The sequence below is a fragment of the Actinomyces gaoshouyii genome, assembly GCF_002076915.1.
Taxonomy (GTDB): Bacteria; Actinomycetota; Actinomycetes; order Actinomycetales; family Actinomycetaceae; genus Actinomyces; species Actinomyces gaoshouyii.
On the sequence record NZ_CP020468.1, the window covers coordinates 1,167,819 to 1,189,447 of the forward strand.

Below are 21,629 nucleotides of genomic sequence, written 5' to 3' on the forward strand. Positions count from 1 at the left end.
GCCGGTGCCTCACTCCCACAGCCCGGGAACGGACAGAAAAACCCGGACCGTGGGTCCGGGCGGGGTGGGCTGCGAGTGGGCGATACTGGGTTCGAACCAGTGACCTCTTCCGTGTCAGGGAAGCGCGCTACCACTGCGCCAATCGCCCGAGGTGGGTACCGGATTCGAACCGGTGTAAACGGCTTTGCAGGCCGGTGCCTAGCCTCTCGGCCAACCCACCAGTGAGATGCTGGGGGCTGGGTGGCCGCCCGGCTCCTCGGAGCGGATGACGGGACTCGAACCCGCGACCCTCACCTTGGCAAGGTGATGCTCTACCAACTGAGCCACATCCGCATGGCTGCCCGCTCTCCCCGGCTCAACGCCGGATCGCTCGGTGCTGCGCAACCATATCACTCCACCTCCGCGCCCGCGCAAATGACATCGCGGTGACTCACCTCACCGACCACCCGTTTGCCGGACGCGCCCGGTTCTGGCTAATCTGTGCGGACATCGGGCGATTGGCTCAGGGGTTAGAGCGCCTCGTTCACACCGAGGAGGTCACTGGTTCGATTCCAGTATCGCCCACCACCCCGAATGGTGCCGTTCCCGCCGAGCGGAGCGTCCCGCCCGCACCAGCGGTAGCGAAGCGCTCCGGTCAGCGCGAACGGCACTGCCGAGCCGCCGTGGAGCGCCCGGCCTCCTCACAGTTCCGCCCCATCGGCGATGGAGCCGGGTGCGCCCTCCTCCGTCACGAGGGCGTCGCCCGAGGCCACAACGCCCTCGCCGAAGGTCCAGTCGCCGCGCACCGTCAGCGTCCGCGCTCCCCGGATCGAGGGCACCCCGCCGGGGAACCGCGCCTCGAAGTCCTGGATTTTCTTGTAGTAGCGCGGGTCGAGGTCAACGGTGCAGGAGGTCTCGCAGACCATGCGCAGCAGGCCGTCCTCATCCACTTCGTACACGTCCGAGCGCACGAGGAGGAGGTCGTTCGTCGTCTTGACCGGCAGGAAACGGCTGCGCGGCACCTCCACGGCGGTGGCGCCCTCGAAGGCCTCGACCGCCGCGCCCATCGCCGTCTCCAACTGGTAGACCGGCGTTGAAGAGGCGTCCGACGGGTCCACGGTCTTCTCATTGCGGATGAGAGGCAAGCCCAGGATGCCCCTCCTCTCGACGAGAGTGGCGCGCAGGACCTCCAAATCGAACCAGAGGTTGTTCGTGTGGAAGAAGGGGTGGCGGAACTGGTCGGTGAAGTAGTGCATCTCATCGGCCGGCGTCTGCGCGGTGTCCCTCAGGATGATGCGCCCATCGGACTTGCGCACCGCCAGGTGCCCGCCCTTGACGTCCGCCGGTGTGCGACGGCACATCTCCGGAGCGTAGGGGGCGCCGGAGGCCGCGAACCATCCGGCGATGCGGGCCGAGGGCGCCGCGCCCAGGTTGTCCGCGTTCGACGTCATGGCGTACCTGTAGCCGCGCTCGATGAGGGCGTCGAGCACGCCGGAGGCCATGAGCGCGGTGTAGATGTCGCCGTGCCCCGGGGGGCACCACTCCAGGGAGGGGTCGGCCTCCCATTCGACCGGCTCGAGGTCGTCCTGCCGGATCTTCGGGATGCGGTTCTGGAGGAAGTCGAGCGGCAGGCCGTCGACGGCGATCCCCGGGTGACACTCCAACGCGGCCAAGGTGTCCTCGCGGGTGCGGAAGGAATCCATGAAGATGAGCGGCAGGGTGACGCCGTACTTGGCACGGGCGGCCTCCACCTGCCCCACGAGGAGATCGAGGAAGGACTTGCCATCGCGCACCGGCAGAAGGCTCTTGGCGCGGCTCATCCCCATCGAGGTGCCGAGCCCGCCGTTGAGCTTGATGAGGACCGTGCGCGACAGTGCCTCACGCGCGTCCTCATCGCTGACCTCGACATCGCCGATGGAGTCGATGGAGGTCAGCGGCTCGATCGTGCTCTCGGGGATGAGGCCGGTGGCGCCGGCCTCCAGCTCCTTGTAGTAGTGGGTGAAGACGTCGATGGCCTCCGGAGCCACCCCGCCCTGCCGCATCTTCGCTTGCGCTGCTCGCAATCCGCTCTCGCCCATGCGCCAGAGCCTACCCGTGCGACTGCCGGATATGAACGATAACAATCAACATCCTGGAACTCGCCCGCTCGCGTCCGGTTGGACTCCTCGATGACGCGCGCCCTCATGCGAGCAGCTCGCGGTGGATGGTGGTGTCCCCCGTGAGCTCGGGATGGAAGGCGACCCCGATGATCCGCCCGCCCGCGCCGATCCGCTCGACACCGACGACGCTGGGGTCCTCATCCGGCCGCCTCGGATCCGTCCATGTGGACAGCGCCTCCACGCCCTCCCCCACGCGGGTGATGCGCGGTGCCCGGATGAGGGCGGCCCGCACCCGACCGCCGCGCCAGGGCAGGACGGCCTCGGCGGAGTCCACCTGAGGGCCGAAGGCGTTGCGCTCGACTTCGACGTCCAGCGCGCCCAGGCGCGCGAGCAGGATGAGGCCGGCGCAGGTGCCCAGAGTCGGCACTGCCCGAGCGGTGTCGGCGAGGGCCCGTGTGAGGTCGAAGGCGGCGAGCAGGCGCAGGAGGGCGGTGGATTCCCCTCCCGGCAGGATGAGCGCGTCCAGACGGGCCAGGTCGCCGGCGCGGCGCACGGGGACCGCCTCGCTCCTCAGCTCCTCCACCATCCGGGCGTGCTCAACCACCCCGCCCTGGAGGGCGAGGATGCCGACACGCCGACTCACCAGCCGCGCTCCGCCAGACGGTGGGGCGCGGGGATGTCGGCCACATTGATGCCGACCATCGCCTCGCCCAGGCCCCGGGAGACCTCGGCGATGACGGCGGGGTCGTCGTAGGCGGCGGTGGCGCGCACGATGGCGGCGGCGCGGGCGGCCGGGTCCCCGGACTTGAAGATCCCCGAGCCCACGAAGACGCCATCGGCCCCGAGCTGCATCATCATGGCGGCGTCGGCCGGGGTTGCGACCCCCCCGGCGGTGAACAGCACCACGGGGAGAGCGCCGGTGCGCGCCACCTCGGCCACGAGCTCGTAGGGGGCGCGCAGCTCCTTGGCGGCCACGTACAGCTCGTCGGCGGGCAGGCCCCGCAAGCGGGCGATCTCTGCGTTGATCGTGCGGATGTGCCGGGTGGCCTCGGAGACGTCGCCGGTTCCGGCCTCGCCCTTGGATCGGATCATGGCCGCGCCCTCGGCGATGCGGCGCAGAGCCTCCCCGAGGTTGGTGGCGCCGCAGACGAAGGGGACGGTGAAGGACTGCTTGTCGATGTGGTGCGCGTAGTCGGCCGGGGAGAGCACCTCGGACTCATCGATGTAGTCCACGCCGAGGTGCTGGAGGACCTGGGCCTCGACGAAGTGCCCGATGCGGGCCTTGGCCATGACGGGGATGGAGACGGCGTTGATGATGCCCGTGATGAGGTCCGGGTCGGACATGCGGGCCACACCCCCCTGGGCGCGGATGTCCGCCGGCACGCGCTCAAGCGCCATGACGGCAACCGCACCGGCCTCCTCGGCGATGACAGCCTGCTCGGGGGTGACGACGTCCATGATGACACCGCCCTTGAGCATGTCGGCCAAGCCGCGCTTGACGAGTGGGGAGCCGGTCGTGGACGGGGCGGTGGCGGCCGGCGCTGGGGAGATGGGTGCAAGCGGGATGTCAGTCATGGCGCGATCCTCGCTACTTGTGTGGTCCATCGATGAGTCCACATCTGATCGATATTTGTGGACCACCACTATCCTTGCCCCATGATGCCGCATCGCCAGGCGCCCCCGGACCGCGCGGGGCGATCCACGGCGCGGCGCGACCGTTTTGCCGAGCCTGCCGCCGCTCCCCCTGCCGAGCCCGGCAGCGGGCCGCTGCGGGGCCGGGCGTCCGCCGGGCAGTCGCTGCCGCAGAGGATCGTCGCCGATATCCACCAGCGCATCACCTCCGGCGTCCTCGCGCCAGGCGACCGCCTCCCGTCCTCCCGCCGCCTGGCCGCCGAGCTGGGAGTGTCCCGCGGCAGCGTTGTGTCCGCCTACGAGCAGCTCGTCGGCGAGGGCTACCTCATGGCGACACACGGGGGAACGCGCGTCGACCCCGCGCTCCCCCGGCGCGTCCCGCACGCCGCGCCCGGGGCACCGGCCACTGCCCCCGCCCCCGCTCCGGCACCGCTGCGGCCCGGCTCGCCGGACGTCTCGGAGGTGACGTCGGGGCTGTGGCGGGCGACCTGGCGGGCCGCCGCGGCCGATCCTCGCCCCCACCCGCCGCAGGGCTCCGAGGAGCTGCGGGCGCTCCTGGCCGAGCATGTGCGCCTCACCCGGCGCGTCACGATCGATCCGCGCAGGATCCTCGTCACCGCCGGCGCCCGCGATGGCCTGCGACTCGTCCTCTCAGCCATGCGCGCCACGGGAACGATCGGCGTCGAGAACCCCGGCTACCCGTCACTGCGCGCCATTCCCCGCCTACTGGGGTGGCGCATGCGGCCCTTGGCCAGGGACGCCGACGGCGCGCTGCCCGAGTCGCTGGAGGGGGTCGAGGCGGCGCTCCTCACCCCGAACCACCAGTTCCCCGCCGGTGGGCGCATGCCCGCGGTGCGGCGCCACGCGCTCCTGGCCGCAGCGTCGTCAAGTGGAACGCTGCTCATCGAGGACGACTTCGACGCCGATCTTCATGAGGCGCCCGCGCCCCTGCTCGCCTCGGGGACCGACGGGCCCGTGGCGCTGCTGGGATCGTTCTCCGCCAGCCTCACCCCCGCCCTGGGGCTCGGCTGGGTGGTCGTCCCCGAGGGCCTCGTCGACGACGTCGCTCAGCGCTGCGTGCCAGTGTCCGGGATCGTGCAGGACGCGATGACCCGCTACCTCCGCCAGGACGGGCTTCGCCGCCATGCGGCCAGGGCGCGCCGCCTCGATCGGAAACGGCGGGAGGTGTTCCTCTCGGTCTTCCCCGCCGGCACGCCTATGGAGGGCGGGCTGCACGCCGTCGTGCCGCTGACTCCGGGCACCGATGAGGCCGCGGCCGTGGCGAGGGCCAGGACCGCCGGTCTCGGTGTCGAGGGCCTGGCCTCGTACTGGTCGGTCGAGGGGCGGGGCGGTTGGCCGGGGATCGTCCTGGGACTGGGCAGCCGCTCTCCGGAGCGGCTGCGCGAGCTGCTCGACGTCCTCCGGGAGGCGCTGGGGCCCGGGAACATCGTCGGCTGAGCGCCCGGGGCCCAGCCTCCCCCACCGCATCAGCGGCGTCGCCGCTGGAGCACCTCGGCGAGGAACGCGCCCGTGTGGGACTCGGCCACCTTCGCGAGCTGCTCGGGAGTGCCCGTGGCCACGACGGTGCCGCCGCCCTTGCCGCCCTCGGGACCCATGTCGATGACCCAGTCGGCATTGGCGATGACGTCGAGGTTGTGCTCGATGACCACCACGGTGTTGCCCTTGTCCACGAGGCCCTGGAGCACCTCCAGGAGCTTGCGGATGTCCTCGAAGTGCAGGCCGGTCGTCGGCTCGTCCAGGACGTAGATGGTACGGCCGGTCGAGCGGCGCTGCAGCTCGGTGGCGAGCTTGACGCGCTGGGCCTCCCCGCCGGACAGCGTGGTGGCCGCCTGCCCCAGGCGAACATAGCCGAGCCCCACCTCCACGAGGGTGCTGAGGTGCCGGGAGATGATGGGCGTGGAGGAGAAGAACTCGGCGGCGCGCTCGATCGTCATATCGAGCACGTCGGCGACGGTGTGATCCTTGTAGCGGATCTCGAGGGTCTCGCGATTGTAGCGGGCCCCGTGGCACACCTCGCAGGGGACGTAGACGTCCGGGAGGAAGTTCATCTCGATCTTGAGCGTGCCATCGCCCTTGCAGGACTCGCAGCGCCCGCCCTTGACGTTGAAGGAGAAGCGGCCGGGCCCGTAGCCGCGGACCTTCGACTCGGGCACGGCGGCGAAGATCTTGCGGATGTGGTCCCACACGCCGGTGTAGGTGGCGGGATTCGAGCGCGGCGTGCGGCCGATGGGCGACTGGTCGACGTGGACAACCTTGTCGAGCTGGTCGAGGCCGCGCACGGTCTTGTGGCGCCCGGGCACGCCATGGGCGCGGTTGAGGCGATTGGCGAGCACCTGGAAGAGGATGGAGTTGACCAGGGAGGACTTACCGGAGCCTGAGACCCCGGTGACGGCGGTGAGCACGCCCAGGGGGAAGCCGACGGTGACATCCTTCAAGTTGTTCTCCCGGGCGCCGACGACGGTCACCTGCCGCTTCTTGTCAACGGGCCGGCGGGCGGGCGGGATCGGGATACGGCGTCGCCCGGCGAGGTAGTCGCCCGTGCAGGAGTCCTCGGCCTCCAGAAGGCCGGCGAGCTCGCCCGAGTGGATGACCTCACCGCCCTTCTCCCCCGCCCCGGGCCCGATGTCGACGATCCAGTCGGCGGAGCGGATGGTGTCCTCGTCGTGCTCGACGACGATGAGCGTGTTGCCCAGGTCGCGCAGCCGGGAGAGGGTCTCGATGAGGCGGGCGTTGTCCCTCTGGTGCAGGCCGATGCTGGGCTCGTCGAGGACATAGAGGACGCCGACCAGCCCGGAACCGATCTGAGTGGCCAGGCGGATGCGCTGTGCCTCGCCACCGGACAGGGTGGCGGCGCCGCGCGAGAGGCTGAGGTAGTCCAATCCGACATCGACGAGGAAGCCCAAACGGGCATTGATCTCGGTGAGCACCGAGGAGGCGATCCGCTTGGCCTGTCCGGTGAGCTCCAGGCCGGCGAGGAAGTCCCGGCACTCCCCCACGGGAAGGTCGCAGAGCTCAGCGATGGACTTGCCCCCCACGCGCACGGCTAGCACCTCGGGTTTGAGGCGCGTGCCGGAGCAGACCGGGCAGGGCACCTCGCGCATGTAGCCCTGGTAGCGCTCCTTCGACCACTCGGACTCGGTCTCATCGTGCTTGCGCATGACGTAGCTGAGAACGCCCTCGAAGCCGGTGGAGTAGACGCGCTCGCGCCCCCACCGGTTGCGGTAGGTGACCTTGACCTCGTAGTCCTTGCCGCGCAGGATCGCGTCCTTGGCGCGCTCGGGAAGGGCTCGCCAAGGGGTGTTGATGTCGAAGCCGAGCTCGGCGCCGAGCGCGGACAGGGTCCGGTTGAAGTGCTTCTGGTGGATGGTCCAGGGGGCGACGGCACCCTCGGCGAGGGTGAGCTCCTCGTCGGGGACGACGAGGTCGGGATCCACCTCGAGGCGCACGCCGATGCCGGTGCACTCGGGACAGGCGCCGTAGGGGGCGTTGAAGGAGAAGGTCCGGGGCTCCATCTCGTCGAGGGCGAGCTGGTGCTCGTTGGGGCAGGCGCGCTTCTCGGAGTAGCGGTGGAGGCGGGCGGGGTCGTCCTCGTCGCGGTCGACCTCCTCGATGATCACGATGCCGTCGGCGAGGCCGAGGGCCGTCTCCACGGAGTCGGTGAGGCGCCCCCGGATGCCCTCGCGGACGACGAGCCGGTCGATGACGACCTCGATGTCGTGCTTGAGGCGCTTGGACAGCTCGGGCGGGACGTCGAGGCGGTGGACGCCGCCGTCGACCCTCACCCGGTTGAAGCCGCGCGAGCGCAGCTCCTCGAAGAGCTCGGTGTACTCGCCCTTCCGGCCGCGCACCACGGGCGCGAGGACCTGGAAGCGCGTCCCCTCGGGCAGGGAGCGGACGCGATCGACGATCTGCTGGGGGGTCTGGGAGGCGATGACCGCGTCGCAGACGGGGCAGTGCTGGATGCCGGCGCGCGCGTAGAGCAGGCGCAAGTAGTCGTAGACCTCGGTAACGGTGCCGACGGTGGACCGGGGGTTGCGGGAGGTGGACTTCTGGTCGATGGAGACCGCTGGGGACAGTCCCTCGATGAAATCGACGTCGGGCTTGTCCATCTGGCCGAGGAACTGCCGGGCGTAGGAGGACAGGGACTCGACGTACCGCCGCTGGCCCTCGGCGAACACCGTGTCGAAGGCGAGGGAGGACTTGCCGGAGCCGGAGAGCCCGGTGAAGACGATCATCTTGTCGCGGGGCAGGTCGAGGCTGACGCCCTTGAGGTTGTGCTCGCGGGCTCCACGGATGATGAGGGTGTCGTTCACGGGCGCGAGTCTAGGCGCCGGCCGATGTCGTACGTGTGTTCGACTCACCGCGTCACGGCTGGTCTGTGCCACGGCTCACGCGCGCGCCCCCGGGAGGATAGGCTGACGTCATGAGCAAGATCTTCGCCGTCGAGTACACCTACGTCACCGGCCGGGATGAGGAGCTGTCCGCCATCCGCCCGAGCCACCGCGCCTTCAACGGGGCCCTCGCCGATCAGGGCCGCCTCATCGCCGCAGGCCCCTACACGGGCACGAATGAGGCCCTCATCATCGTGCGCGCCGAGGACGCCGACGACGCCCTGGCCCTCCTCGACGAGGATCCCTTCCAGAGGGCCGGGCTCATCGCCGAGCGCGCGCCGCGCGAGTGGAACCCCGTCATCGGTACGATCTCATGACCACCGCTCCCAGGGACTCCTAGTCCGCGCGCCCCGGCGGGGGCCGCGATGACTTCGTCAGTAGGGACGCGGCGGCCTTCCGGGCGGACCGCTCGGGCATGAGCATTCCCGGCGCCGAGGAACTGTCTCCGAGGCCGGCTTCGCCGAGGTGGACTGGGATCGGCATCCCCGCCGCGGTTGGCTGCGGGTGCTGGCGACCGCCTGATCGAGTGGTTCAGCCCCCCGGGCGGGCGCAGCGGCGGCGCGCCACGTGGACCGCCTCCATGCCCGCGACGACGACCGCCGCCATGGCGGCGATGATCAGCCATGTCGTGCTGGTCGGCCAGGCCAGGAGGAAGAAGCGGCGCACGGGCGGGACGACGACGCCGAGCACTGCCAGGGCCCCCATGAGGACCACGAGCCCGAGCCGCCACCCCAGGAGCGGGCGCGCCGTGAGGGTGAGGAGAGCCAGGCCCGCCGCGACGAGCACAAGGGTGGTGCCGGAGGTGATCTGCTCGAGAGGCAGCGCCGCCCCCCACAGCCAGGTGCGCGCGGCCAGCGTCCCCACTCCCGCCACGATCCCCGCGGGCACGGCCAGGGTGAGCACGCGCTTGAGGAATCCCGCGCGGTAGCGCTGGTCGGTCGGCGCGAGTGCCAGGACGAACGCCGGCACGCCAATGGTCAGTGAGGAAACGATGGTGAGCTGCCGGGGCAGGAACGGGTAGGGGATCGCCGTGATCGCGACGGCGATGGCGATGAGGGAGGCGTAGACGGTTTTGGACAGGAACAGCGAGGCGATGCGCTCGGTGTTCGCCATGACGCGCCGCCCCTCGGCGACGATCCCGGGCAGGGCGGAGAACTTGCCGGTGAGCAGGACGAGACGCGCCACGGCCTTGGTGGCCGGCGCGCCGTTGCCCATGGCGATGCCGAGGTCGGCGTGCTTGAGGGCGAGGGCATCATTGACGCCGTCGCCGGTCATGGCCACGGTGCGTCCGCGCGCCTGGAGGGCGGCGACGAGGGCCTTCTTCTGCTCGGGGACGACGCGGCCGAGCACTTGGGCCTCGGCGATGGCGTCGGCGAGGCGCTCCAGGTCGGCGGGGTCGTCGGCGGTGGTGGGCAGCTCGCGGGCGTCGAGGACGGTGAGCTCCTGGCCATCGGAGCGGGTGATGCCGGCGGCCCGTGCGACGGCGGCGACGGTGACCGGGTTGTCCCCGCTGATGACCTTGACATCGACGCCCTGGGCTCGGAAGTAGGAGAGGGTCTCGGGGGCGTCGGGACGGACCTGTTCGGTGAGCATGACGAGGGCGGCCGGGCGCAGGCCGCCGGGGAGCGCGTGGTCTGCGCCGCTCTGGCCGCAGGGCTGCTCGGAGCGGGCGAGGGCGACGACGCGGGCGCCGGTGGCAGCCGCCTCGCGGACCTGCTCGAGGGCGAGGGACCGGTACGGAGCATCGTCGGGGCAGGCACCGAGGACGATCTCGGGAGCGCCCATGATCCAGGTGATCCCGTCGATCACGACGGCGGACCATTTGCGCCGGGAGGAGAAGGGCACGAGCCCCTCGATCACCGGGGCGGTGACGCGGGCGGGCTCGATGCCGGGCAGGCCTTCGCGCAGCGCCAGGGCGGTGGCATTGGCGTCGCCGCCGGCGGCGAGGGCGTCGAGCGCGGCGAGGGCGAGCGGGTCGGCCGGTCCGCCGTCGGGGGTGGTGACATCGCGCAGGGCGATGCGGCCGGTGGTGATCGTGCCGGTCTTGTCCAGGCAGAGCGTGTCGACCCGGGCCAGGACCTCCACGGCGGGGAGCTCTTGGACGAGGACCTTCTGGCGGGCGAGCTTGAGGGAGGCCGTGGCGAAGTTGACGCTGGTGAGCAGGACGAGTCCCTGGGGGACCATGCCGACGACGCCGGCGATGCCGGCGACCATCGCGGTGCGCCATGCGCCTGACTCGATGGCGGCGGAGAGCCCCCCGGCCTGGCGCATCTGCGACCAGATGAGCAGGAGCGCCACGGGCACGATGACCCAGGAGATCCAGGTGAGGACCCGGTTGGTGCCGTCCTGGAGCTCGGAGCGCACGGTGGAGAACTGGCGGGCCTCGCGGGCGAGCCGGTGGGCATAGGCCTGCGCGCCGACGGCAGTGGTGCGCATGAGCGCGGCGCCGGCCGTCACGGTGGTGCCGGACAGGACCCGCCCGCCCTCCTGGGGCCGGACGGGATCGGATTCCCCTGTGAGGATGGACTCGTCGACCTCGAGGCCGTCGGTGGCCAGGATGGTTCCGTCGGCGGGGATCTGCTCTCCCGAGCGCAGACGGAGCACGTCGTCGAGGACGACATCGGCGACGTCGATCTCGCTTTCGGCGCCGTCTCGGATGGCATGGGCGCGAGGGGCCTCCAGGACGGCGAGGCGGTCGAGGGCGCGCTTGGCGCGGATCTCGGCGATGGTGCCGGTGGAGGTGTTGAGGATGAGCACGAAACCGAACAGGGCATCGGCCCAGTGCCCTATGAGGAGGATGAGGACGAGCGCGGCGCCGAGGATCGCGTTGAAGATCGTCAGGACGTTGGCGCGCAGGATATCCAGCGCGGAGCGGGAGGTCGTCTCCTCGTAGGCGTTGGTGAGACCGTCGCGGATGCGGGCGGCGACCTCCTCGCTCGTCAGCCCCTGGACAGCCTCTGTGGCGGTGCTCACTGCTTCACCGCCTCGCGCTCCGCGGGACCCTCGGCAGCGGTCTCCTCGCGGGCCTGACATTTGGAGGCGATGACGGAGGCGATGACGGTGACGAGGATGACGACCACGATGAAGCCGAGTGAGACCGGGATGGAGGGCTCGGGGATGGCTTCCCAATGCTCGCCGCCATTGATGAAGCCGACCTCGTTCTCGTGCAGGGCGTGGTTGATGAGCTTGAAACCGATGAAGCCGAGGATGGCGGCCAGGCCGTAGTGCAGGAAGACGAGGCGGTCGAGGAGGCCGTCGATGAGGAAGTAGAGCTGCCTCAGTCCCAGCAGGGAGAAGGCGTTCGCCGCGAACACCAGGAAGGGCTCGGCGGTCAGGGAGTAGATCGCGGGGATGGAGTCGACGGCGAACATGACGTCGGCGGTGCCGATGGCGATGATGCACAGCATCATGGGGGTGATCATGGTCCTCCCGCCGTGGCGGTGGAGGACCTTGCCGCCGACGAAGCCATCGGTCATGGGGATCACGCGGGCCACGAGTCGTACGAAGCGGGAGGGCTCGTAGTCGTCGGCATCGTGCTCGTCGGGGTCCTCGACGCCCTCGCGCACCTGGGAGATCGCGGTCCAGATGAGCCAGGCCCCGAAGAGGTAGAAGATCGCGGAGAAGCTCTCGATGAGGGCGGCGCCGACCAGGATGAAGATGAGTCGGAGCACGAGCGCGATGACGATGCCCGCCAGCAGCACCTCCTGCTGGTACTTCCTGGGCACTCGGAAGGCGGCGATCATGATGACGAAGACGAAGAGGTTGTCAACGCTCAGTGACTTCTCGACGATGTAGCCGGCGAAGTACTCGCCCCCGTAGCGACCTCCCCAGACGGCCCAGACGATGCCGCCGAAGGCGATGGCCATGGCGATGTAGGCGAGGGACCACCAGGCGGCTTCCCTCATCGTGGGCTCATGCGGGGTGCGCACGTGCCCGACGATGTCGATGATGATCATGGTGAGGATGACGGCGGCGAGCGCCAGCCATCCGAGGGAGTGGACATCCATGTGGTTACCTCCGGTACGGACTCGGGTACCGAAGGTCTCCTCCCGCCAGCATCGCTCCCGGTGCGCGGGACGACTGGCCTGCGGCGCCGGGGGCCGCCGGCCTGGGCCGCTGGTCCGCCGTGATGACGACGCCGCTGTTGGTGGGAGTACTCCCCTCCGACATATGCGGTTGCGCCCCGCAGTCTAGCGGCCCGGCCGCCACAGATCGCGGGTCGGATGCGCCTCAGTCATGTGATCCGCGCCGGGAGTCGTCGCAGAGGTGGCGGATCGCACTCGAGGAGGACACCGGACGATCCCGTCCCGAGCTGATCGCGACTCCCCTCCTGGGCTCATAGGGTGTCTTCTGCTGGTTGTGGTTCTGCTGTCGGGCCTGTTGTCGCCTGGTTGCCGCCGTGCGGTGGGGTTGCGGACGTGCCCGGGAGTTGTGGACGCACCCCGGGGGCGCGTCGGCAGCCCCACCGCACGTCCACAACCCCGGGACGCGTCCACAATGACCCCGGTCCTACGCCTCAGCGGGCGCTCGGTGCGGAGCGGGCCCGCACCGCCGGTTCTCAAGCGTCGTTGAAGCGGTAGAGGCGCCAGGCGAGGCCCCGGCCGTCCTTCCACTCCCTTATCAGGGAGGCGACGCCCGCGCCGTTCTCCCACATGCCCGGATACACCTTATCCACCGCGTCCGCAGGAGCGCTGTCGGGGGCGCTGATGAGCACGTAGTCCGCCGCGGAGGACCGGGGATGAGACAGTCGATCCTCGAAGTCGCGGTCGGTGGTGATCGTGAAGACCGCGGGGTTGCGGGAGGCGAGGACAATCGGGAACGAGTAGGCGACATCGGTGATCACCGCGCCCCTCCCGAGTCCCATGCGCCCAATATCCTGGGCGACCGCCGCCTCGATCTCGTACTGCCGACCCTTGGCGACTTCGCGGGCGAGTGCCTCCTCGCGACCGAACCGGGGGTCGGCCTCCGTGACCCAGGCCAAGGGCAGGGCCAGGACAAGCGCGCCCGCCAGCGCTGGCCCGAGACCCTTGCGAACCCACCGGCTCCGACTCCACTCGCTTGCCGATGCCGCGAGGTATCCGGCGGCGAGTACCGCCAGGGGCACGGCGGCGATCTGGAAGCGGATCCATCCGAATGACATCCCTCGCAGGAATGCGAGGTTCTGGAACAGCAGGATCGATCCGAGCACGAACATGGGCGCGAGGAAGGTCGGCTCCCGGCGCCGCCAGGCGACCAGCAGCGCCAGGATTGTCAATGGGACCGCCAGGGGCGCGGTGCGGATCAGTTGCTCACTGATGTAGACCAGTTGCGCGCCGCTGCCCGTGCCAACGATTCCGTCGATCGACACGCGGAAGGTCCCGACCTGGGCGGAGTTGCCGTATTGTGAGGTGAAAGTCTCCAACCAGGAGCCGACGATGATCTTGCTGGCGAGGGCCCATAGGCCGAATGCCGCAGTGATCGGCGCGGCAACGAGCACCCCGTCGAGCAGAGCCATCCCCGCCGCCCCTTTCCGCCTTCTCTCGCGCCACCACGTGGTCCCCACGACGAGGACTGTCATCGCGGCGCCCGCCGCCAGCGCTTCGTAACGCACGAGGTAGGCGATGCCGGCGCCCATCCCGGCCTGTACAAGATGCCAGGGCATGGGGTCGGTGAGCCACCGAACGAGATGAAGCGCGGTGAACAGGCAGGCCAGGAGGAACATAGCCTCGCTAGCACCCGTCGTCGCGCCCAGCAGCACGAGGGGATGGAGAGCGAAGGCTGCGGTGAGCAGGAGGCGTACCACACCCCGGGCTCCCAGGATCCCCAGTAGACGGTGCGCCAGCCCCGCCGTCACCGCCCCGCACACCGCGGATACGAGGCAGCCCGCCACAGCCTTGGAGGCCAGCGCCGGCCAGATCGGCGTGAGCAGGAGGAGGGGGATGACGGCCAGCGAGGGCAGCGGGTTCCAGACGAAGCCGATGGCGGCCAGGTGCGGATCCCGGCTGTGCATCGTGTAGTAGCCGTTGGCGACGCGGCTCATGGCATCGGGGAAGATGAGGTCGTGAGCGCTGAGCCACCAACCCGCCCCGAGGTAGGCGATCAGCACCGCGACGACGACTCCCCGCTCGATCCTCCGTTGCCTCCTCCGAGCGGAGCCAAGGTACTGCCGGGTCATACCGCCACCCCCGCGGCCTGCTCGGTCCGGGGCCCCTCAGCCTTGTGGAGGCCGTGCGCGGTCTTCTCCCAGTAGGAGGGCGCTGTGATGAGCTGCAGCACCGCCTTGACCGCCGCCAACCACATGAGGATCCAGTACAGCGGCATGAGAAGCGCGGGGATGAGGAGCCCCGGGCGCTCCATCTGCCGAGCGGTGAACAGCCCCATGTAGAGCACGGCGAAGTTGCCGAGGATGAGGCTGACCATGCCCAGGTAGTAGACGGCTGGCGGGAATAGCGCCGCCACCGCCGGGTCGTGGGAGGTGAACCAGGCGACCGTCAGGGCCCAGAAGAACCCGTTGAGTGCTGAGAGCAGCGGCGTGCCCGCGATGAAGATGACGAGGCCGGCGATGCCCCTCGCGCCGAGCTGACGGCTGACGAGTCGGGGGCGGCGCAGGTGGACGAGGAAGCTCTGCAAGTAGCCCTTGTACCAGCGGCTGCGCTGGCGCACCCAGTTGATGGCGTCGGGATTGGCCTCCTCCCCCGTGTCCGAGTCGAAAACTCCCACCTGGTAGCCGGCGCGGGCCAGGCGCAGCCCCAGGTCGGCATCCTCGGTGACGTTCCAGGGATCCCAGGCTCCGACCCGCCGCAGCACGTCGGAGCGGAAGTGGTTGGAGGTGCCGCCCAGCGGGATCGGCGCGCCGAGCGCCACGAGCCCAGGCAGGAGGTTGCCGAACCATGATCCGTAGTCGAGCGCGAAGAAGCGGGTGAGGAGGTTCTGATCGGCGTTGTAGAAGCCGAGCCGGGCCTGCACGCAGGCGTACCGGGGCCCGAGCCTTCTCATCGCGACGACGGCGCGGAGCAGCTGCAGTGAATCGGGGGAGTCCTCGGCGTCGTAGATCGTGCACATGCCGCCCTCGGCGGTGAGGAAGCCGTAATTGCAGGCCTTCGGCTTCGTGCGCGGCTCGTGGGCGGGCACGCGGACGATGGTGATGTGCCGACCGAGGGCAAGCCCGGAGGCGGCCGCGTTGGTCTCCTCGTCGTCGGCCTCCAGGAGGAGGCGGATGTCGAGGAGGTGGCGGGGGTAGTCCAGGCGCTCCAGCCTGCGCACGAGCTCGCCGAGCAGGGGCTCGTGGAAGACCGGGACGAGCACGGTGTACCGGGGCAGTTCGGCATGGGGCACGGCGCGCGCCTCCTCATCGCTCACCGTAACGACATGGCCGCCCTTGGCTCCCAGCTGGAACAGGGCGACCCGGTAGACGAGCGCGATGGCGTAGACGGCCGTGACGATGGCGACGACGGTGATCCCTGTGCACCTCGGGACGAGAACGAGGCCGACGATGAGCAGTGCGACGACGGCGATGAGCACCACTCGCTGCCAGACCACCAGCACTCCCCTGGCGGAGTACTCGGGCGCCGCCTCGGACAGGCCGTAGCAGGCGAGTTCCAGGGCCCGTTCGTCCTGGTCGACGAGCTCGGCGGGATCGGGCAGATCGAAGAGGTGGTGCTGCCGCCCGGGCAGGACGCGGATGTCGCTCAGGCGAACCACCCCCTGGTGACTGCGGCCAGCGCGATGGCGGCGAGCGCGGGGACGACGAGGCGCGCGGGGACGATCCGCTGGAACTGCCCCCGTGGGGCGAGGCCGTTGGCGACGGTGAGGGCCAGGGCCGCCAGCGCACACAGCGCCAAGGCGGTCATCCCGAGCAGCACCGAGTCGAGGCAGGGCACGAGACTGAGACCCAGGGGAAGGATCGCGGGGGCGAGCCAGGAGATCTCCCGGGTCCCCACGACCCACAGCGCCAGGCCCAGGCCCACGGAAATGGCGGCGAATACTGCGGCAACGGGATGTGTCGAGGTCTCCCACTGCGTGATGATCCACACGGCGGTGACGAGGCCGCCGACGGCGAGGATGCGGTCGAGATCCCGGTCGTCGATGCGGGGCTGCTTGCGGCGCGTCATCACGAGGGCGAGTGCGAGGATCACAGCGCCGATCCGCCACATTCGGGCGCCCGTCGTGATGGCGGGCCCGGGAATGAGCAGAATCGCGATCAACGCGATCATGGTGAGGATGAGGAGATGCGGCACGAACCGCGGGATCTTGAAAGCGCGTGAGGGCCGGCGCGCTGCCGCCAGCACGGGACTGCTCATGGGAGGGGTGTGCTCTTCCGTTGAAGGGAGGACGCCGTCAGGGAGCAGCAGAATGAGACGAGAAGGCGGGCAGGGCCCACGCCCATGCGGAGGATACCCGACGTCAACGCATATGGCGAGTATTTCGTTACCGCCCCGTGAATCCTCTGTGATCCCCGTGTTTTCTCGCCTTCCGCTCATGGTCCCCGGATCATGGCGGTCCCATTGGCGCCAGTGGGTCAGCTCGTTTCCCGCATGGCGCGCAGTTCCTTCTTCAAATCCTGAATCTCATCGCGCAATCGCGCCGCGAGCTCGAACTGGAGATCGACCGCCGCCGCGTGCATCTGCTCAGTGAGCTCGGTGATGAGATCGGCGAGATCGCCCTGCGCCGCTCCGGCGAGGCGCTCACGGACCGTGGCCTCGGCGGCCTTCCTGCGCCCCCTTCGCACCGCGGCCTCCTCGTGGCCCCGGTACCCGCCGGCGAGGAGCTCCTCGGTATCGACGTCCTCGCGGGCGAGCATGTCGGTGACATCCGCGATCCTCTTGCGCAGGGGCTGGGGGTCGATGCCGTTGGCCTCGTTGTAGGCGAGCTGGAGAGCGCGGCGTCGCTCGGTCTCCTCGATGGCCTCCGCCATGGCGGGGGTGGTGGTATCGGCGTACATATGGACCTCGCCGGAGACGTTGCGCGCCGCGCGACCGATGGTCTGGATGAGGGACCTCGTGGAGCGCAGGAAGCCCTCCTTGTCAGCATCGAGGATGGACACCAGCGAGACCTCGGGCAGGTCGAGCCCCTCGCGCAGGAGGTTGATGCCGACGAGGACGTCGAAACGGCCCTGCCGAAGCTCGCGCAGCAGCTCGACGCGGCGCAGCGTGTCGACGTCGGAGTGCAGGTACTCCACGCGCACGCCGCGCTCGGCGAGATAGGTGGTCAGATCCTCCGCCATGCGCTTGGTGAGCGTGGTGACCAGGACGCGCTCGTCCTTGTCCACCCGCCGGCGCACCTCCTCCAGGAGGTCGTCGATCTGCCCCTGGGTCGGCTTGACGACGATCTTGGGATCCACGAGCCCGGTGGGGCGGATGATCTGCTCGACGACGCCGTCGGAGCGCTGCCTCTCGTAGTCGCCGGGGGTGGCGGACAGGTAAACCGTCTGGCCGATGCGGTTCTCGAACTCGGTGAAGGTCAGGGGGCGGTTGTCGAGCGCCGAGGGCAGGCGGAAGCCGTGGTCGACGAGGGTGCGCTTGCGGGACGCGTCGCCCTCGTGCATGGCGCCGATCTGGGGGACGGTCACGTGCGACTCGTCGATGACGAGGAGGAAGTCCTCGGGGAAGTAGTCCAGCAGGGTGTTGGGGGGCGTTCCGGGGTCGCGCCCGTCCATGTGCATCGAGTAGTTCTCCACTCCCGAGCAGGTGCCGATCTGCTGGAGCATCTCCAGGTCGTAAGTGGTGCGCATGCGCAGGCGCTGGGCCTCGAGGAGCTTGCCGTCGCGCTCGAAGACGGACAGGCGCTCGGCGAGCTCGCCCTCGATGCCCTCGATCGCCCGGGCCATCCGCTCGGGGCCGGCCACGTAATGAGAGGCGGGGAAGACGTAGACCTGCTCGGCGGAGGCGATGACGTCCCCGGTGACCGGGTGCAGGGTGGAGAGGGACTCGATCTCATCGCCGAAGAACTCGATGCGGATCGCGAGCTCCTCATACATGGGAATGATCTCAACGGTGTCGCCGCGCGCACGGAAGGTGCCGCGGGTGAAGTCGATGTCGTTGCGGGTGTACTGCATGGCGACGAAGCGGCGCAGCAGGTCGTCGCGGTCGATCCGATCACCCACCGTCAGGGGCGTCATGCGGTCGACGTACTCCTGGGGCGTGCCCAGGCCGTAGATGCAGGACACCGAGGAGACCACGACGACGTCGCGGCGCGTGAGCAGGGAGTTCGTGGCACTGTGACGCAGTCGTTCGACCTCGTCGTTGATCGAGGAGTCCTTCTCGATGTAGGTGTCCGTCTGGGGGACGTAGGCCTCGGGCTGGTAGTAGTCGTAGTAGGAGACGAAGTACTCCACCGCGTTGTTCGGCAGGAGCTCGCGGAACTCGGCGGCCATCTGGGCGGCCAGTGTCTTATTCGGCTCCAAGATGAGGGTGGGGCGCTGCACCTTCTCCACGAGCCAGGCGGTGGTGGCGGATTTCCCGGTGCCGGTGGCGCCGAGCAGGACGATATCCTTCTCCCCCGCGTTCAAGCGCTCGGCAAGCTCATTGATGGCGGTGGGCTGGTCGCCACTGGGCGTGTACTGGCTGACGACCTCGAAGGGCTTGTCGGTTCGACGCAGGTCGGTGACGGGGCGCATGGGCTTTAGGCTACTGCTCCGCGCTTCCCCGGATCGTCGGTGGAGGCGGTCATGGCGCCCGCCGTACCGCGCACCGCGGGCCCGGGCGCACCCCCAGCAGGGTGGGCGACCTGCGCCCCAGTGGTGGTCCGGTCAGGGCAGGGCGGGCTCCAGCCGGTCCTCCCACAGCCGGGCGACGGCGTCGGCCAGTTCCCGCTCGTCTCGATCATTGGGCAGCACGATATCCGCCAGGCAGCGGCGCTGCGCGTCACTGGCCTGGGCGGCGATCCGCCGCAGCGAGTCCGCCTCATCCATTCCACGCCGGGCGAGCCGGGCGAGCCGAGTCTCCCGGGACGCCTCGACGACGATGACGCAGTCGAACAGGTCGGCTATGCCGCTCTCGACGAGGAGGGGCACGTCGTAGACGGCGACCCCGCCCGGGGAGACGGCCTCCAGTCGGTAGGCGGCCAGCTCTGCGATGCGAGGCAGGGTGATGGCGTCGAGGCGCGCCCGGGCAGCGGCATCCCCGAAGACGCGGCTCGCCAGCGCGGCCCTGTCGAGTGAGCCGTCCGCGGCGAGGATGCCGTCCCCGAAGGCCGCGGCCGCTTCCGCCAGGCCCTTGCTGCCGGGGGCGAGGACCTCCCGGGCGATCGCGTCGGCGTCGACGACGCCTGCCCCATGCTCGATGAGGAGGCGGGCGACGGTGGACTTGCCAGTGCCGATACCGCCGGTCAGGCCCACGCGCAGGGCGCGCTCACCCCGAGGGGCGGCCAGCCGGCCCACCCCTGCGGCCAAGGCGCGCCTGCGGGCGAGGATCTCTGTCAGCTCCCCGATGAGGGCGAGCAGGGCTCGCTCGCCCGTGCCGGGGGGAAGGGCTGCGGGGGCGGGCAGACCGAGGATGGTGCCCGGTTCGGGGGGCGCTGCGGGATCAGGGAGGGAGAAGGGGTGCCCATGAGCCCTCAGGCGCCCCACCAGAGAGGCCGCGATCTGCCCCTCCCACGGCCTGACCGCCGTATCAGGCCGGTGAGCCATCGGTATCCGCTGATCCGGCGGCGCGGTGCCGGCCTCCCCGGCCGCGGACGTAGGGGGCGATCCGCTCCTCAACCGCGCTCAGGCGGGCTTCGACGCCCTCGGGGGCGCGGCCGACCCTGCCGAGCTCGAAGCGCGCCTTCCGGCAGGTCTCACGGGTGGGGGCGGCCAGGGTGCCGTCCTCCTCAATGTTCCGGCAGGTGCGCTCGGCGAGGTCGGTGAGGAGGAGGACCGAACCGGTGGGGTCCCCGATGGCCTCGACGAGCACGGTCAGGCGCTCGCTCATGCGGCTGGTGCCCCAGTCACTGAGGATTGCCCTGACCTGGTTGGCGTGCTCGCGGGCGGCACGGACCTCGTCGCGCTCGAAGGCTGCTCGTCCGGCTGTCGCATAGGAGGCGCAGGCGATCTCCTGCCAGCCCTGGGCGAGGCACAGCTCCGCCGTGCGCAGCGCCTCGCCCTCCGCGCGCTCGGTGGCTCCCAGGGCGAGGAGGAGGCGGGCGAAGAGGACGCGGAGCTCGATGATGACTTCGAGCTGGGTCTCATCGATGCCCGCAGCGAGGGAATCGCTCACCATCTCCGCAGTGCGCATGGCCCGCTCGCGCACCGCGCCGAGGCCGTAGCCGCGGGCGAGGACGAGCAGTTCCCGGGTCTCCTGGATGAGCGCGGCGCGGTTGGCGACGGTCTCGACCTGCACGCCGAAGCCACCGGTCATCGTGCCGTGGGAGCGGTTGCGCAGACTGGAGGCCTCGGCGGCCATGCGCGTCTCAATGCGCTCCGAGACGCCGTTGCCGCCATTGCGCTCGTCGAAGATGCGGGCCAGGACTCGGGCGAAGGCGGTGGTCATATCCCAGGCGTGGGCGACGGTGTCCCAGCCTGTCAGCGCGAGCTCGGGTCCAAGTTCGCAGCGCAGTTGCACGGCGGCGCCCAGTGCGTCATGGCCGTGGCCGACGCTCACGGCCTCGCGCAGGACGAGCGCCATGCGGGCCGCGGTGTTCATGAGGGTCCAGGCGGTGGACTGCAAGCCGTCCTTGAGGTCGGTGTGCCGTATGACGGCCATGGCCCGCTCCCACTGGCCGGCCAGGGCCATGTACTCCAGGCGGCGACCGAGCACGCGCAACCGCTGCCAGCCCGGGATCTGGAGAGTATCGAGGGCGGCGAGCGCATCCTCGCCCTCGACCCGGCGGTCCTGCGCGAGATACGGCAGAAGACTGAGGGACAGTCCCTCGGCTGCTGCGGAGGGATCTGCGATCTTGCGCAGTGCGGCGCAGGAGGCGGTGCGGATGACACCGGAGAAGTCATCGTTGAAGGCCGCCGCCGCCAGGGTGACTCGCGGGTCGATATCCCCCATGGAGAAGAGCCTGGCCTCGCGGAGCTCGCCGAGTGCCTCGGCGGGCCGGCCGAGCGCCGCGCACATCTCGATGCGGGCGTAGCGCGTGGGGAGCTCGGAGGCGCCCGCCGCGCGCCGGATGCCGATGCAATGGCTGATCGCCGCCTCGATCTCATCCCTGCTGAGCCGCGGGTCCTCGGCGAGTGCCACGAGCGCTGCGCGGTCGACAGCGGCGAGGGCCTCCCCCAGTCCGCAGCGGCGCAGTTCCTCCCGACTGCCGGGATCCGTGGGATCGGGGCCGTCGAATGCCGAGGTCACAGCGGCGAGGAACGCGGACGCCCCGGAGGGGGACCTCGGTTCCTCAATACCGCTCAGGGCCTCGGAGTCGTCGGACCAACTCATCATCCTGCCTCTCAGGGGTCGACTGCGACGGCAGGGCGCCGCGCCCTGGTTCAGCCTCGCATAGAGAGTAGATCATTCGCGATGGGAGCACTGCCGGATATGACGCGCTCGTGGCATGGGAGCGCCCCCGGCCGCTGGGCCGGGGGCGCCGTCGGAGCGCTATGCGCGTTGGCCGC

Annotated in this window: 14 protein-coding genes and 4 tRNA genes; 3 read left to right on the forward strand and 15 right to left on the reverse strand. The window is 70.1% G+C overall.

Annotated elements, in window-relative coordinates; genetic code table 11:
- Positions 1 to 76: 76 nt before the first annotated feature.
- The 3 genes from B6G06_RS04760 to B6G06_RS04770 all read right to left on the reverse strand — a co-directional run bounded on the left by B6G06_RS04760 (position 77) and on the right by B6G06_RS04770 (position 333).
- Positions 77 to 148: transfer RNA gene (locus B6G06_RS04760), tRNA-Val, on the reverse strand.
- Between the two features lies 1 nt (position 149).
- Positions 150 to 220, reverse strand: a tRNA-Cys gene (locus B6G06_RS04765).
- Between the two features lie 40 nt (positions 221 to 260).
- A tRNA-Gly gene (locus B6G06_RS04770) sits at positions 261 to 333 on the reverse strand.
- Positions 334 to 491: 158 nt separating this feature from the next.
- Here B6G06_RS04770 and B6G06_RS04775 point away from each other — a divergent pair.
- A tRNA-Val gene (locus B6G06_RS04775) sits at positions 492 to 567 on the forward strand.
- A gap of 113 nt (positions 568 to 680) precedes the next feature.
- Here B6G06_RS04775 and B6G06_RS04780 read toward each other — a convergent pair.
- The 3 genes from B6G06_RS04780 to pdxS all read right to left on the reverse strand — a co-directional run bounded on the left by B6G06_RS04780 (position 681) and on the right by pdxS (position 3,653).
- Entirely contained in the window at positions 681 to 2,057 is a 1,377-nt protein-coding gene (locus B6G06_RS04780; protein WP_080462669.1) for a UTP--glucose-1-phosphate uridylyltransferase, read from the reverse strand.
- A gap of 103 nt (positions 2,058 to 2,160) precedes the next feature.
- Positions 2,161 to 2,721 (reverse strand): pyridoxal 5'-phosphate synthase glutaminase subunit PdxT, encoded by a 561-nt coding sequence (gene pdxT, locus B6G06_RS04785; RefSeq protein ID WP_240494106.1) that lies wholly within the window; start codon positions 2,719 to 2,721, stop codon positions 2,161 to 2,163.
- Complete coding sequence (pdxS, locus tag B6G06_RS04790; protein ID WP_167370990.1) at positions 2,718 to 3,653, reverse strand: pyridoxal 5'-phosphate synthase lyase subunit PdxS; 936 nt, start codon at positions 3,651 to 3,653, stop codon at positions 2,718 to 2,720. The genes pdxT and pdxS overlap by 4 nt, the downstream gene beginning before the upstream one ends.
- Before the next feature lie 81 nt (positions 3,654 to 3,734).
- Here pdxS and pdxR point away from each other — a divergent pair, with 81 nt between their 5' ends.
- The gene (pdxR, locus tag B6G06_RS04795) at positions 3,735 to 5,168 is read left to right on the forward strand and encodes a MocR-like pyridoxine biosynthesis transcription factor PdxR (RefSeq protein WP_081171221.1); all 1,434 of its coding nucleotides are present in this window, start codon (positions 3,735 to 3,737) and stop codon (positions 5,166 to 5,168) included.
- 29 nt (positions 5,169 to 5,197) lie between these two features.
- Here the strand turns inward: pdxR and uvrA are convergent, their stop codons facing one another.
- Positions 5,198 to 8,044 (reverse strand): excinuclease ABC subunit UvrA, encoded by a 2,847-nt coding sequence (uvrA, locus tag B6G06_RS04800; RefSeq protein WP_081171223.1) that lies wholly within the window; start codon positions 8,042 to 8,044, stop codon positions 5,198 to 5,200.
- A gap of 110 nt (positions 8,045 to 8,154) precedes the next feature.
- On the opposite strand from uvrA, the gene B6G06_RS04805 reads away from it, so the two are divergent.
- On the forward strand, positions 8,155 to 8,439 hold the full coding sequence (locus B6G06_RS04805; protein WP_080462673.1) for a YciI family protein: 285 nt from the start codon (positions 8,155 to 8,157) through the stop codon (positions 8,437 to 8,439).
- 214 nt (positions 8,440 to 8,653) lie between these two features.
- Here B6G06_RS04805 and B6G06_RS04810 read toward each other — a convergent pair whose 3' ends face one another.
- The 8 genes from B6G06_RS04810 to B6G06_RS04845 all read right to left on the reverse strand — a co-directional run bounded on the left by B6G06_RS04810 (position 8,654) and on the right by B6G06_RS04845 (position 21,453).
- Positions 8,654 to 11,155 (reverse strand): HAD-IC family P-type ATPase, encoded by a 2,502-nt coding sequence (locus B6G06_RS04810; protein ID WP_081171226.1) that lies wholly within the window; start codon positions 11,153 to 11,155, stop codon positions 8,654 to 8,656.
- Positions 11,092 to 12,129, reverse strand: coding sequence for a TerC family protein (locus B6G06_RS04815; protein ID WP_080462675.1), 1,038 nt, complete (start codon positions 12,127 to 12,129; stop codon positions 11,092 to 11,094). The genes B6G06_RS04810 and B6G06_RS04815 overlap by 64 nt, the downstream gene beginning before the upstream one ends.
- Positions 12,130 to 12,680: 551 nt before the next feature.
- Positions 12,681 to 14,276: a glycosyltransferase family protein gene (locus tag B6G06_RS04820; RefSeq protein ID WP_081171228.1), complete on the reverse strand. Its 1,596-nt coding sequence runs from the start codon at positions 14,274 to 14,276 to the stop codon at positions 12,681 to 12,683.
- Positions 14,273 to 15,802 carry a glycosyltransferase family 2 protein gene (locus tag B6G06_RS04825; RefSeq protein ID WP_240494018.1) on the reverse strand — a complete coding sequence of 510 codons (1,530 nt, stop codon included), beginning with the start codon at positions 15,800 to 15,802 and terminating at the stop codon, positions 14,273 to 14,275. The genes B6G06_RS04820 and B6G06_RS04825 overlap by 4 nt, the downstream gene beginning before the upstream one ends.
- A complete protein-coding gene (locus tag B6G06_RS04830) occupies positions 15,790 to 16,401 on the reverse strand; it encodes a hypothetical protein (RefSeq protein WP_229657912.1) in 612 nt (203 codons plus the stop codon). The genes B6G06_RS04825 and B6G06_RS04830 overlap by 13 nt, the downstream gene beginning before the upstream one ends.
- Before the next feature lie 218 nt (positions 16,402 to 16,619).
- Entirely contained in the window at positions 16,620 to 18,716 is a 2,097-nt protein-coding gene (uvrB, locus tag B6G06_RS04835) for an excinuclease ABC subunit UvrB (protein WP_080462677.1), read from the reverse strand.
- 132 nt (positions 18,717 to 18,848) lie between these two features.
- Complete coding sequence (coaE, locus tag B6G06_RS04840; protein WP_095532486.1) at positions 18,849 to 19,727, reverse strand: dephospho-CoA kinase; 879 nt, start codon at positions 19,725 to 19,727, stop codon at positions 18,849 to 18,851.
- Positions 19,711 to 21,453, reverse strand: a complete 1,743-nt coding sequence (locus tag B6G06_RS04845; protein ID WP_229657911.1) for a hypothetical protein — start codon at positions 21,451 to 21,453, stop codon at positions 19,711 to 19,713. The genes coaE and B6G06_RS04845 overlap by 17 nt, the downstream gene beginning before the upstream one ends.
- Between the last annotated feature and the right edge of the window lie 176 nt (positions 21,454 to 21,629).